Here is a 12,588-nt window from a genome sequence, read left to right as displayed (position 1 = left end):
CCGGGAACGGTCCAGAGAACCGGCCCCAGCGGGCGTGTGCGCGGCGTGTGGTTATCTACCCACGGGTAGAAATGACGGGACGCGACATGCCATATCCCAGGGGGATGCGATGACAGGGCACGATGGTGGCGCCCGGCGGGACGCGACGCGGGGATGGGGGGCGGACGGCGTCGGGACCCGGATCGGGGGCACGCATTCGGCGCGGCTCGGGCCGGCCGAGAGGGCGGCGGCGCTCGGCCGCATGGCGGATCCCGCGCAGGAGCTGGACGTCGTGGTCGTGGGAGGCGGGGTCGTCGGGTCGGGGGTCGCGCTCGACGCGGTCACCCGGGGGCTTTCTGTGGGGCTGGTGGAGGCGCGGGACTTCGCGTCAGGGACGTCCTCCCGGTCGTCCAAGCTGATCCACGGGGGCTTGCGGTACCTGGAGCAGATGAACTTCGACCTGGTGCGCGAGGCGCTGCGGGAGCGGTCGTTGCTGCTGCAGCGGATCGCACCTCATCTCGTCCGCCCGGTGCCGTTCCTCTTCCCGCTGACCCATCACCTCTGGGAGCGGCCCTACGTCGGCGCCGGCCTGGTCATGTACGACTCGCTCGGCTTCTCTGCGGGCCTGACCCGCGGCGTGCCGGGCCACCGGCACCTGTCCCGGCGCCGTGCCCTGCGGCTGGCGCCCGCGCTGCGCAAGTCGGCGATGACAGGCGCGGTGCAGTACTGGGACGCGCAGGTGGACGACGCCCGGTACGTCACCACCATGCTGCGCACCGCCGCGGCGTACGGCGCCCAGGTGGCCTCGCGGACCAAGGTCATCGGGTTCCTGCGCGAGGGGGAGCGGGTCACCGGGGTGCGGATCAGGGACCTGGAGGCGGGCACCGAGTACGACGTGCGGGCCCGGCAGGTGGTGAACGCCACGGGCGTGTGGACCGACGAGATCCAGGAACTGGTCGGCGGGCGCGGGCAGATCCACGTGCGGTCGTCCAAGGGCGTGCATCTGGTGGTGCCGAGGGACCGCATCCACTCGCTCACCGGCATCATCCTGCGCACAGAGAAGTCCGTGCTGTTCGTGATCCCCTGGGGCCGTCACTGGATCGTCGGCACCACCGACACCCAGTGGTCCCTGGACAAGGCCCACCCGGCGGCCTCGCGCCAGGACATCGACTACGTGCTCGACCACGTCAACGCGGTGCTCTCGGTCCCGCTCACCCGCGACGACGTCGAGGGCGTGTACGCGGGCCTTCGGCCGCTGCTCGCCGGGGAGTCCGAGGAGACGTCCAAGTTGTCCAGGGAGCACGTGGTCACCCACCCCGTGCCGGGCCTTGTCATGATCGCGGGTGGCAAGTACACCACGTACCGTGTGATGGCCGAGGACGCGGTGAGCGCCGTCGCGCACGGCCTGGACCGGCGGGTGCCGCCGTCCTGCACCGACCGCATCCCGCTGGTGGGCGCCGAGGGCTACCAGGCGCTGTGGAACTCCCGGCACCGGCTGGCCCGCGAGTCCGGCCTGCATGTCGCCCGCATCGAGCACCTGCTCCAGCGGTTCGGCTCGCTGATCGACGAGGTGCTCACGCTGATCCAGGAGGACCCCTCGCTCGGCCGCCCCCTGCCCGGCGCTGACGACTACCTGCGCGCCGAGGTGGTCTACGCGGCCACCCACGAGGGTGCCCGCCACCTCAACGACGTCCTGACCCGCCGCACCCGCATCTCGATCGAGACCTTCCACCGGGGCACGGCCGTCGCCCAGGAGGCCGCCGAGCTGCTGGCTGGCCCGCTCGGCTGGGACGCCGAGCAGGTCAAGCGTGAGGTCGAGTACTACACCAAGCGCATCGAGGCCGAGCGCCGCTCCCAGGAGCAGGACACCGACCAGGAGGCCGACGCCATCCGCCTCGGCGCCCCGGAGATCGTCCCGGTCACCGAGCCCGACCCCAAGTCCGTCTGACCGGCCGGGACGGCCACGAGCGCCTGCTGGACGGGCATGCGCAGCGGCCGGGCCCGGCGGACGCGGGTGCGTGGCCCAGCGCCGCCGCCGGGCCGGGGCAGTGTGGGTGCGTGGCCCGGCGGCGGCGCCGTTCCCTCGGTGCCGTGGGCCGTACGGTCCCCGTCTCGGCTCGCCGCGGACGAGTACCGTACGGCCTGGCACCCCCGGGCCGTACTGCGCGATACGACCCGGAAGCCATCTGTCAGGTGAAGGGCACCCACCCCTGCTCGTCGAGGGTGGCGGCGTCGCTGGCCTTGAGCCCGTTGTCCGAGAGCGTCCACAGCGTCTCACCGATCATCAGGCCCCGCCGCACCCGCGGGTCGAGCGGGTTCCGCTCGTCCTGCTTCGGCACCGGATGCGTGATCACGCCCTGTTCGGTGAGGGAGTCCTCGCCGACCTTCAGCACCACCGCCGAGTTCTGCTCGCCGTTCCAGGTGTTCAGCGGCACCACGGCCTGCCCGGTCGCCGGCCAGTAGAAGAACGCGTGCGGGTCCCCCTCGGCCTCGGACGACGACTCCTTCTTGTGGAACTGGGCGAGGCGTTCCGGCGCCGCGGGGTCGCTCACGTCGAACAGCGAGATCTGCGTGCCCTGGATCTGGCCCCGCTCGCTCGCCTCCTGCCCGATGCCGAGCAGCCGCCCGTCGCCGGCCGGGTGCAGGTAGGACGAGAACCCGGTGATCTTCAGCTCGCCGCTGACCTTCGGCTGGGCGGGGTCGCGCAGGTCCAGCGTGTACAGCGGGTCGGTCTCACGGAAGGTGACGACGTACCCGGCAGGCCCGATGAACCGCACCGAGTAGATCCGCTCGCTCTTCCCGAGCCCGGTCACCTCGCCGGCCTGCTCCAGGGTGTCGGCCTTCAGCACGTACACCCCGCTGGAGGTGTCCCCCCTGGTCATCCCCGAAGGATCGAACGAGGTGGTGGCGACCCGCAGGTACCCCTCGTGCTCGGACAGGGAGTACTGGTTGAGCAGCCGCCCCGGCACCTCACCCGAGCCGGTGTACCGCGGCGTGCCGGGGCCGGTGATGTCGAACCGGTGCACCTCGGTGCGCTCCGGCGGCTGCGAATCGGCGGGGTCCGGGGTGACCTTGGGCTCGGGCGTACCGGTCGGCGGCTCGGTGGCGGGCGGCGGCAGCTCGCCGGTGGGGGTCGCGGAGGGCGCGGTGGGTGTGGGCTCGGGGAGCAGCGACGGCATCGAGGGGTCGTTGCTCGGCTCCACCTTCTCGTCCGGGGGGGAGGTCTCGGCCTTCGGGGCGACCGGGCCGGACGGCGTGGACGCCGCCTCCCCGGCGGGGCTCACCGGCGCCGGGACCGGGGTGGCCTTGGGGTCGACCGGCACCACGTCGGCGGGCTCGTCCTCGACGATGATCGGGAGGCGGACCCGGCCCCGGCCCCACCAGCCGGGGTTGCTGGTCACGTAGAGGCTGGACGGGGTGGCGTACACGGTGTCGCCGTCCGCCGCCACGCTGATCGGCTCGCCGCCGTCGATGGCCGCCCCGAGGTCGATGGTGTGCATCGTGAGCATGGAGGTGCCGGTGTACTCGGCCGGGTGGCTGACCTGCTCGCACGGCACCCGCTCCGTGCGCGTCTTCCCGTCGGCCCCGGTGACGTCGTACCGCGGCAGCCACGCCTCGATCGGCGCCTCCTCGACGGCCTTCTTGTTGCGCGCGAGGCGCTCCTGCTCCGTGTCGTCCGGGCGCCCCTCGGGGAACTCGATGACCGGCTGGGAGCGGACCACGATCCGCACGGTGGAGCCCACCATGCGGGCGTCCACCTGCTGCCCGAGCGGGCTGAGCGAGCCGATCTCCTTCATCTGCGCCAGATCGACCAGCACGTACCGCGGGCCGGACACGGGCGCCGCCCGCTTGGCCATGGCGCCGGGCGGGACCATCGAGCCCTCGCCGAGCAGCACCAGCGCCCGGTCGCCGTTCACCAGCAGGTTCGCCGCGACCCACCCCTGCTCGGTCGTCAGCAGCCGCAGCGTGCCGGTGACCTTCCTGGTGGCGGCGTCCACGACCCGCAGCACGCCCCGGGTGACCGTGATGATCCGCTCGCCGTCCGTCTTGACCAGGTCGGGCTCGTCGGTGCCCGCCTCGTGGACGTTCGTCGTGGAGTGGGCGGGTGCGCCCTTGGCGTCGGCCTGCGCCGTGGCCGCGTTCTCGCGGGCGGAGCGGAACAGCGTGTCCCCGCCGAAGCCCCACGGCCCGACCGTCTTGGCCGCCGCCTCACGCAGACCGGACAGCATGTCGTCGCACGAGCTGTAGGAGACCAGCTTGATGGCGCCGAGGCTCACCGGCGTGCCCGCCGGGGCCGTCGCGGAGGAGGCGGGGGGCGTCGCCGTACCGCCGCCCGTGCATGCCGTCGCGAGCAGCCCGAGGGCGAGTGCGACGGCGGCGGCCGTGCCGATCGAAGTCCTCATGCCCCTACGACGAATCCGGCGCGGGCGCGGTTCACGGGGAAGTGGCGGGGGTCACATCGGTGGATCTTGGAATTCGTCCGGCCATCCGGGGCCGTCGATAGACTAGGGGCATCGCGGCAGCTCTTTGGGGGTCTTTCGGTGTCTGAGTTCGACACGGTCCTGGTGGTCGACTTCGGTGCGCAGTACGCGCAACTGATCGCCCGGCGGGTCCGCGAGTGCCATGTGTACTCCGAGATCGTCCCGTCCACGATGCCGGTGGACGAGATGCTCGCCAAGCGGCCGAAGGCCATCATCCTGTCGGGCGGCCCGGCGTCGGTGTACGCCGAGGGCGCGCCCGCCGCGCCGGAGGGCCTGTTCGAGACCGGTGTGCCGACGTTCGGCATCTGCTACGGCTTCCAGGAGATGGCGCGGGTGCTCGGCGGCCAGGTGGCGCACACCGGCATCTCCGAGTACGGCCGCACCCAGCTCACAGTGAGCAGCGAGGGCGTGCTGCTCGCCGGGCTGCCCGCGACGCAGTCGGTGTGGATGTCCCACGGCGACAGCGTGGTCGCCGCGCCCCAGGGTTTCCAGGTGACGGGGTGGACGTCCGACACGCCTGTGGCCGTCATGGAGCACCCCGGCAGGGGGCTGTACGGCGTGCAGTTCCACCCCGAGGTGCTGCACTCCGACCACGGCCAGGCCGTGCTGAAGCACTTCCTCGACGCGGCGGGCTGCCGGCCGTCCTGGACCATGCTCAACATCGTCGAGGACGCCGTGGACGCCGTGCGCGCCCAGGTGGGCCCCGAGGGGCGGGCGATCTGCGGCCTGTCCGGCGGCGTGGACTCCGCGGTGGCCGCCGCGATCGTGCAGCGGGCCATCGGCGACCGTCTGACCTGTGTGTTCGTCGACCACGGCCTGCTGCGCAAGGGCGAGGCCGAGCAGGTGGAGCGCGACTTCGTGGCCGCCACCGGGGTGCGGCTGCGGGTGGTGGACGCCGCGGAGCGGTTCCTCAAGGCGCTGTCCGGGGTGACCGACCCCGAGGAGAAGCGCAAGATCATCGGCCGGGAGTTCATCCGGGTCTTCGAGGACGAGCAGCGGGCCGTCATGGCGGACGGCCCGGTCGACTTCCTGGTGCAGGGCACGCTCTACCCCGACGTCGTGGAGTCCGGCGGCGGCACCGGCGCCGCCAACATCAAGTCACACCACAACGTCGGCGGCCTGCCGGACGATCTGAAGTTCTCCCTGGTGGAGCCCCTGCGCACCCTGTTCAAGGACGAGGTACGCAGGGCCGGCGAGGAGCTCGGCCTGCCTCCTGCCATGGTGTGGCGCCAGCCGTTCCCCGGCCCCGGCCTCGGCATCCGCATCGTCGGCGAGGTCACCGCCGACCGCCTGGCCATCCTGCGTGAGGCCGACGCCATCGCCCGCGAGGAGCTGTCCCGCGCCGGCCTCGACCGCGACATCTGGCAGTGCCCCGTGGTCCTGCTCGCCGACGTCCGCTCGGTGGGGGTCCAGGGCGACGGCCGCACCTACGGCCACCCGGTCGTCCTGCGTCCCGTCAGCAGCGAGGACGCCATGACCGCCGACTGGTCCCGCGTCCCGTACGACGTGCTCGCCCGCGTCTCCACCCGCATCACCAACGAGGTGCGCGAGATCAACCGGGTGGTCCTCGACGTCACCAGCAAGCCCCCGGGCACCATCGAGTGGGAGTGACCGCGCCGCGCCGCCCAGCCGCCGGTTGACCGATATCGGTTGCCTCGCGGCGCGGTGTGGGTCAGCCTGGTCGGATGCCGACCCCCCAGCCGGTTCTCCCGGGTACCCCCTCGCACGCAGGCCAGCGACTGGCGTGGCTGGACGCGCTGCGCGGGGTGGGGGCGATCGCGGTGGTGCTGGAGCACATGCTGTACCGCTTCCTGCCGGGGCTGCGGCCGTACTGGATGAACCTCGGCATCTACGGTGTGATGGTGTTCTTCCTGGTCAGCGGGTACGTCATCCCGGCCTCGCTGGAGAGCAGGGGGGACGTGCGCGCGTTCTGGCTGGGCAGGCTGTTCCGGCTCTACCCGCTGTACCTGCTGGTCATCGGGGTCGTGCTGCTGTGCGTCCCGCTGGTGCCGCTGCGGCGGGGGCTCGGGCTCGACCCCGAGACGGCCGCCGCGCACGCCACCATGCTGATCGACATGGTGTGGGCGGCCGGGTTCGCCGACACCATGTGGACCCTCTCCTATGAGATGGCCTTCTACCTGCTGGTCACCGCGCTGTTCGTCGGCGGCCTGCACCGGCGCAGCGGCCTGTGGGCGGTCGCGTTCGCGGTGGCCGCGCTCGGCACCGGTCTGCTGCTGGCGAGGCCGCTCACCGCGTACGTCCCCGCGGCGCTGATCTCCCTCGGCGTGATGGCCGCCGGCCTCGCCCTCGTGATCGCGGGGACGGGCCGGGTGCGCGCCGCCGGGGCGGTGGTCGTCGGCGGGCTCGCGGTGGTCCTGGTGCTGGCCGGCGGGCGTGCGCCGTGGCTCGGCCCGGCCATCCTGGCCGTCATGTTCACCGGCACCGTGCTGTACCGCTGGGAGCGTGGCCAGATCTCCCACCTCTGGGCGGTCGCCGGGGTGGTGGTGCCGCTCTCCGTCGTGCCGTTCTTCGCCGCGAGGGCCGGGTGGTGGGCCGACCCGCCGGTGTGGCATGTCACCATGGCGCTGGCGGCCGCCACCTTCGCGCTCGGCATGGCCTGCCGCCGCCGCGCGGTGCCCCGCGCGCTGGTGTGGCTCGGCCTGGTCAGCTATTCGGTCTACCTGCTCCACCACCCCCTGCTGAAACTGTTCCTCGCCCTGTACGGCGACCCCCGCCGCGAGCCCCTGCTCCTGCAGGCGGCGCTCGCCGTGGCGTACATCGCCGTGGTGCTCGGGCTGAGCTGGCTGACCTACCGTGTGGTGGAGCGGCCCATGCAGGCCCTCGGCCGCCGCCTCGCGCGTTCGCTGCCCGCGCCGCCTCAGGGCACCCCGAGCCGCCGGGCGGTTTCCGCCAGTAACCTTGGCTGACCGGGCCGCGCGGCCCGTGAGCGGAGAAGAAACAATGGACGCGACGACCCGGGTGCCGGCACGGCGCCTGGAGTGGCTGCGCGGTGAGCTGGCCCGCTGGCAGGCCGACGGCCTGATCGACGCCGGGACGGCCGCACAGATCGCCGGCCGCTACGTCCCCGGGCGCCGGCTGAGCCTGGAGCGGCTCATCCTCGTGCTCGGCGGCGGTTTCCTCGGCGTCGGCCTCATCTGGCTGGTCTCGGCCAACCTCCACCTCATCTCGCCGCTGACCCGGTTCGCCGGCATCCTGATCATCTGGCTGGGCGCCGCCGTGCTCGGCGAGATCCTGGCGCGTGTCGTCCGCCCCGGACCGGACGGCCGCCCCCGGCCGGGCGCCGAGGGCGGGGCGGAGGCGGCCCGGCTGGTGACCGTGCTCGCGGGGGGCGGTGTGGTCTTCCAGGCCGCGCAGAGCCTCCAGGTTCCCGCGTACGAGTCGAGCCTGCTCGGCGTGTGGGCCGCGGGGTCCCTGGCCTACGCCTACGCCACCGGGGCCCGCGGGCCCCTGCTTGCCGCGCTTGTGCTCGGCGCGGGCTGGTACGGCTGGTTCGCCGGGGAGCACCTGTCCGTCGGGGGCGGTGTCGCGGTGGCCCTGCTGATCGCGGGCGTGGTGTCCGTGGCGGTCGCCGTGCTGCACGAGGCGGGGTGGCGTCCTGAGTTCGCCCCGCTGTGGCGCCTCACCGGGGTGGTGCTCGTGCTCGTCGGCCTGTTCGTCGCCGCCTTCCCGCGTGCGTCCGGCGCCGGCGGCATGTACGGCTCGGTGGCGATCTGGCCCGGGCTGGTGGCCGTGGTGCTGGCCGGCGCGGCCGCGTTCGCGCTGGGTGACACCGGCGGGCGCAGGGAGGTCGCCGCGGTGGTGCTCATGCTGGGCGCCGCGCTGCTGCTGGTGGCCTGGGCGCCAGAGCTGCCGGCGTACCCGGCCGGACCGGGAGCGGCGCAGACCGCGCGGGCGCTCGCGGGCACGCTGGTGTACGTGCTGTCCGCCGTGTGGTTCGCGGTCGTCGCCGCGCGGCGCGATCTGTCGCCGCTGGTGTACCTCGTCACCGCCGCGCTGGTCCTGTTCGTGACGGTGCAGAGCTTCGCGGTGTTCCAGCCGCTGCTGTCCGGCGCGGCGTTGTTCCTCGTGCTCGGCGTGGTGTTCCTGGTCACCGGCGTGCTGGTCGACTACGGCCGCCGCAGGCTCATGCGGGTGGTGCGATGAACCGTCTGACGTCCCGCCCGGTGCTGGTGGCCGCGGCGATCGTGCTCCAGCTCGCGCTGCTCGCGGTCGCGGTGTGGCCCCAGTTGTCCGCCCGGCTGACCGGCACGCGGTACCGCCTCGCCGTGGGCCCGGTGGACCCCATCGACCCGTTCCGCGGCGCGTACGCCGCGCTCGACTACCCCGGACTGCCCGTCGCGCGGAACCTGCGCCCCGGCCGGGTGTTCGTGCCCCTGACCCGCGACGGCACGGTGTGGAAGGGCACCGGCATCGTCACGAGCCGCCCGGCCGCCCCGCCGTACCTGGCGTGCGAGACCCGGGGAGAGGGGCCGCTGAGCTGCGGCATCGACAGCCTGTTCATGCCGGAGGACGCCGCCCGCCGGGTGCAGGACGAGCTGAGGGCCGGCACCGCCGCCGCGGTGGTGCGCGTCGACGACGAGGGCAACGCCGCCGTGCTGGACATCGAGCCCCGCTGAGGGCGGCGGCCTGGCGTCAGTCGTCGAACTCGCCGTCGCGCACACCGAGGACGAAGGCGCGCCACTCGCCGGCGGTGTAGCGCAGCACGGTGCCGTTGGGATCGGCCGGGTTGCGCAGGGCGACGGCGCCACCCGGCAGGTAGGCGATCTCGATGCGGTCGTCGGACGTGCTGCCAGGGGCGCTCAGCCAGGTGACATCGGAGATGTCCATGGCGTACAGCTCGGTCTTCTCACCTGCGTCACTCATCGTCGACCAGATCTCCTTCGGCAACAGCCCGGGGACGTCGGATCACGCGTGGCCGGAGAACAGTGGTACGGCACACCAGTTCGAGAGAATACACGTCGTCCCAGCCCGCCGCGCCGATCCGTGACGGATCGGTTCCGGACGGGAACCGGCGGGTCAGCGCCAGCCGGTGAGCGGGTACATCTCCCCGGGCGCGAGCTCGCGGCCCCGCAGCAGCGTGCCGACCGTCACGACGTGGAAGCCCTTCTTCTTCAGCGAACGCAGGATGCCGGGCATCGCGGCCACCGTCTCCGGCCAGATGTCGTGCATCAGCACGATCCGGTTGCGCGCGGCGTCCTTGAGCACCCGCTTGGTGATGGCCTTGCTGTCGCGCAGCTCCCAGTCGCGGGACGTGCGGTTCCACAGGATCTGCGCCAGCCCGAGCTCGGCGGCGATGCCGGACACCCGGTCGTCGGTGTCGCCGTACGGCGGTCGCATGAGGGTGGGGCGCTTGCCGGTGGCCCGCTCGATGGAGTCCTGGGCGCGCACCAGCTCGTCGCGGATCAGGCCGTCGTACAGCGACGTCAGGTGCGGGTGGGCGTAGGTGTGGTTGCCGATCTCGTGCCCGGCGCGGGCGATGGCGCGGGCCGTCCCACGGTACTTGTCGACGTGCTCGCCCATCAGGAAGAACGTGACCGTGGTCTTGTTCTCGCGCAGGGTCTCCAGCAGCTTGCCGGTGTAGCGGCCGGGGCCGTCGTCGAAGGTCAGGGCGATGCACTTCACCTTGGCGCAGTTGACGGGCTTCGCCTTCGCGGCCTTCCCCGCCGTCGCGCCGGTCCTCGCCGCCCCGCTCGGATCGGCCGCCGCGGCCGGGGCCGCCGCCACCAGGGCCGCCAGGGCCGCCGTCACGATCGGGAACCACCGCCGCATCGTCCATCTCCTTCCATCAGCGCCGCGCCACCCTATCCCAAATGCCGCTCTAGCTGAGAAACCATGCGATACCGGTAAATCAGCGCGCGGCGTCCCCGCTTCCCCCGTGATCGCGTCTCACTCCTCCTCCGCCGGCGGCCATTACCCTGCGCGCAGGTCAAGAGGAACGACGGCAGGCGCCCGGGCCGGTCAAGAATCCATCTGCAGACCTCATGCGACTTACACAGGGTAAGATTCCGATGACTTGGGGTAGTCATGCTGGGTGGCCATGGGGTCCTATTCGCTGGATGACATCCGGGCGACGCGCAAGCGCAAAGACTCGTGGTGGACGGTGTTCTTCGTCGACCCGGTCGCCTGCCGGGCCGCGCTGCTCGTGGCGAACCACACCGACATCACGCCGAACGGCCTCACCCGCCTGTCACTGCTCCTCGGCGTGGGGGCGGCGGCGTGCTTCGCGGCCGGTCACCTGGCGCTCGGCGCGCTGGTGTTCTACCTGAGCTTCACGGTCGACTGCGTGGACGGCAAGATCGCCCGGCTGAAGGGCACCGGCACGCCGTTCGGCCTGTGGCTTGACCACGTGGGCGACCGCTTCCGGGTGGTCTGCTGCGCCTGCGGCCTCGCGTACGGCCAGTACGCGGCCACGGGACGGCTGGAGTACGTGCTGCTCGGCGCGGGCGTCGCGATCCTGGACCTGTTCCGGTACGTCAACGCGCCGCAGATGAGGCGGGTGCGCCGCACCGCCAGGGCACGGCTCGACGCCATGGCGGTCGAGTGGCTCACCAGGGAGCCCGCGCCGCACCGGGTGCCGTCGCGGCCCACGGCGCGGCCCGAGTTCGTGACGCCCTTCGGCCCCGTGACGCCCACCGCGCCGGTCCCCCCGGCTCACGACGCTCAGGTGGCTCACGAGGCTCACCCGGCGATGAAGTTGTCCCACGCGCCGCCGGGCCACGTCGCGGCGCCGCCCCCGGTGCCGCTCCCGGTGGCCGGGGCGCGGCGGCGGGCCGGCGGGGTCCTCGCCGCGCACCGGGTGCGCACGCACCTGATGAGCGGCATCGAGTTCCACGCGGCCGTGTTCGTGCTGGCCCCGCTCGCCGGGGCCGGGGCGTTGCTGCCGGTCGCGGCGGGGGCGGGCGCCCTGCTCGTCCTCAACGAAGTCTTCCTGATCTACCGCATGTGGCAGGCCACGCGCGCGGTGGCGGCCCGGGCCGTACGGCCGGCGCCGCGTCCCGCCGCGGGCCCACGCCTGCGGACCGATCCGTTCCGTACGGGGGTGGAGATCCGATGAGTACCGACCGGCCGATCTTCGTGGTCGGCTGCCCGCGCTCCGGCACCACGATGCTGCAGCTCATGCTGCACGCGCACAAGCGCATCGCGGTCCCGCCGGAGACGCGGTTCCTGCTGTCCGCCTACTACCACCGCCGCGTCCACGGCGACATGCGCGACGCCGGGCGGCGCCGCGCGCTGGCCGAGTGGATCGCGGGCGACAAGGCCACCAAGTTCCACGAGCTCGGTCTCGACCGGGCGGAGTACGTGCGCCGGGCCACCGAGGGGCCCGGCTCGCTCGGCTCGGTGGTCGGCGAGGCGTTCCGCGAGTACGCCGAGCGGTTCGGCAAGGCGCGGTGGGGCGACAAGCGGCCGAGCTACGTGAAGTACGTCGACGTGCTGCTGCGGCTGTTCCCCGACGCGCAGTTCGTGCACCTGGTCAGGGACGGCCGTGACTGCGTCGCGTCCCTGAAGGAGATGCCGTGGTACACCCTGGACGTCTACCACGCCGTCGCCAACTGGGCCGAGTCCGTGGACCAGGGCCGGCGCCTGGCGAGGTCGCTGCCGCCCGGGAGCTACCACGAGCTGCGCTACGAGGACCTCACCGCCGACCCCGCGGGGGAGCTGTCCAAGCTGTGCGAGTTCCTCGGCGAGGAGTTCGACCCGTCGATGTGCGAGCCGCAGCGGGTGGCCGACGTCGCCGTGCCCGCGCGGAAGGTGTGGCACCGCAACACCCGCAACGAGGTCTCGGCGGCCCGGGTGGGGAGCTGGGCCGCGCGCCTCGAGCCCTGGGAGGTCGCGTTGTGCGAGCACGTGCTGTCCCGGCGCCTGCGCGACCACGGCTACGAGCTCAGCGGCGCGCCGTCGCCGTCCGCCCGGCACCTGCTCACCTACCGCAGGACCGCGACCCGTCGCGCTCTCGGCCGCTTGGAGCGCCAGGCACGCGACCAGGTGAACCGCCGCCGTGAGCCGGGCCCGCTCGCCGCCATGCTGACCTCCGGCCAGCTCGCCCTGGCCGGGGTGCCCCGGCCGCGCGTGGCGGGGGAGCTCATCAAGGGCTGACGCGGCGGGGGAG

At 73.0% G+C, this 12,588-nt stretch carries 10 protein-coding genes; 7 read left to right on the top strand and 3 right to left on the bottom strand.

Translation table 11 applies throughout. The features are described 5' to 3' along the window. Positions 1-241 precede the first annotated feature (241 nt). A complete protein-coding gene (gene glpD, locus ABGB17_RS07800) occupies positions 242-1,927 on the top strand; it encodes a glycerol-3-phosphate dehydrogenase (protein WP_347627167.1) in 1,686 nt (561 codons plus the stop codon). Positions 1,928-2,168: 241 nt separating this feature from the next. Here the strand turns inward: glpD and ABGB17_RS07795 are convergent, their stop codons facing one another. After that, complete coding sequence (locus tag ABGB17_RS07795; protein ID WP_347627123.1) at positions 2,169-4,382, bottom strand: beta-propeller domain-containing protein; 2,214 nt, start codon at positions 4,380-4,382, stop codon at positions 2,169-2,171. 138 nt (positions 4,383-4,520) lie between these two features. Here ABGB17_RS07795 and guaA point away from each other — a divergent pair, with 138 nt between their 5' ends. From guaA to ABGB17_RS07775, 4 genes are all read left to right on the top strand, one after another. Beyond that, the gene (gene guaA, locus ABGB17_RS07790; RefSeq protein WP_347627122.1) at positions 4,521-6,071 is read left to right on the top strand and encodes a glutamine-hydrolyzing GMP synthase; all 1,551 of its coding nucleotides are present in this window, start codon (positions 4,521-4,523) and stop codon (positions 6,069-6,071) included. 74 nt (positions 6,072-6,145) lie between these two features. Then, positions 6,146-7,387 (top strand): acyltransferase, encoded by a 1,242-nt coding sequence (locus tag ABGB17_RS07785; RefSeq protein ID WP_347627121.1) that lies wholly within the window; start codon positions 6,146-6,148, stop codon positions 7,385-7,387. Positions 7,388-7,421: 34 nt separating this feature from the next. Beyond that, positions 7,422-8,624 (top strand): DUF2157 domain-containing protein, encoded by a 1,203-nt coding sequence (locus ABGB17_RS07780; RefSeq protein WP_347627120.1) that lies wholly within the window; start codon positions 7,422-7,424, stop codon positions 8,622-8,624. Next, positions 8,621-9,097 (top strand): GDYXXLXY domain-containing protein, encoded by a 477-nt coding sequence (locus ABGB17_RS07775; RefSeq protein ID WP_347627119.1) that lies wholly within the window; start codon positions 8,621-8,623, stop codon positions 9,095-9,097. The genes ABGB17_RS07780 and ABGB17_RS07775 overlap by 4 nt, the downstream gene beginning before the upstream one ends. A 16-nt stretch (positions 9,098-9,113) precedes the next feature. Here the strand turns inward: ABGB17_RS07775 and ABGB17_RS07770 are convergent, their stop codons facing one another. After that, positions 9,114-9,344 carry a DUF397 domain-containing protein gene (locus ABGB17_RS07770; RefSeq protein WP_347627118.1) on the bottom strand — a complete coding sequence of 77 codons (231 nt, stop codon included), beginning with the start codon at positions 9,342-9,344 and terminating at the stop codon, positions 9,114-9,116. Between the two features lie 153 nt (positions 9,345-9,497). Then, entirely contained in the window at positions 9,498-10,250 is a 753-nt protein-coding gene (locus tag ABGB17_RS07765; RefSeq protein ID WP_347627117.1) for a polysaccharide deacetylase family protein, read from the bottom strand. A 268-nt stretch (positions 10,251-10,518) separates the two neighbouring features. On the opposite strand from ABGB17_RS07765, the gene ABGB17_RS07760 reads away from it, so the two are divergent. Together ABGB17_RS07760 and ABGB17_RS07755 are read left to right on the top strand one after the other, a co-directional pair. Beyond that, positions 10,519-11,535, top strand: coding sequence for a CDP-alcohol phosphatidyltransferase family protein (locus ABGB17_RS07760; protein WP_347627116.1), 1,017 nt, complete (start codon positions 10,519-10,521; stop codon positions 11,533-11,535). Beyond that, entirely contained in the window at positions 11,532-12,575 is a 1,044-nt protein-coding gene (locus tag ABGB17_RS07755; protein ID WP_347627115.1) for a sulfotransferase, read from the top strand. Before ABGB17_RS07760 ends, ABGB17_RS07755 begins: the two co-directional genes overlap by 4 nt. The last annotated feature ends 13 nt before the right edge of the window (positions 12,576-12,588 follow it).

The sequence above is a fragment of the Sphaerisporangium sp. B11E5 genome (assembly GCF_039871875.1).
In the GTDB taxonomy this organism is placed as follows: Bacteria; Actinomycetota; Actinomycetes; order Streptosporangiales; family Streptosporangiaceae; genus Sphaerisporangium.
Note: the sequence above shows the minus strand (reverse complement) of the source record. Positions and strands in the feature narration are given on the sequence as shown.

Coding starts and splice junctions, on each gene's coding strand:
- ABGB17_RS07795 (WP_347627123.1), bottom strand. CDS start 4,382: ATGAGGACTTCGATCGGCACGGCCGCCGCCGTCGCACTCGCCCTCGGG.
- ABGB17_RS07780 (WP_347627120.1), top strand. CDS start 7,422: ATGGACGCGACGACCCGGGTGCCGGCACGGCGCCTGGAGTGGCTGCGC.
- ABGB17_RS07755 (WP_347627115.1), top strand. CDS start 11,532: ATGAGTACCGACCGGCCGATCTTCGTGGTCGGCTGCCCGCGCTCCGGC.
- ABGB17_RS07765 (WP_347627117.1), bottom strand. CDS start 10,250: ATGCGGCGGTGGTTCCCGATCGTGACGGCGGCCCTGGCGGCCCTGGTG.
- glpD (WP_347627167.1), top strand. CDS start 242: ATGGCGGATCCCGCGCAGGAGCTGGACGTCGTGGTCGTGGGAGGCGGG.
- ABGB17_RS07770 (WP_347627118.1), bottom strand. CDS start 9,344: ATGAGTGACGCAGGTGAGAAGACCGAGCTGTACGCCATGGACATCTCC.
- ABGB17_RS07760 (WP_347627116.1), top strand. CDS start 10,519: ATGGGGTCCTATTCGCTGGATGACATCCGGGCGACGCGCAAGCGCAAA.
- ABGB17_RS07775 (WP_347627119.1), top strand. CDS start 8,621: ATGAACCGTCTGACGTCCCGCCCGGTGCTGGTGGCCGCGGCGATCGTG.
- ABGB17_RS07785 (WP_347627121.1), top strand. CDS start 6,146: ATGCCGACCCCCCAGCCGGTTCTCCCGGGTACCCCCTCGCACGCAGGC.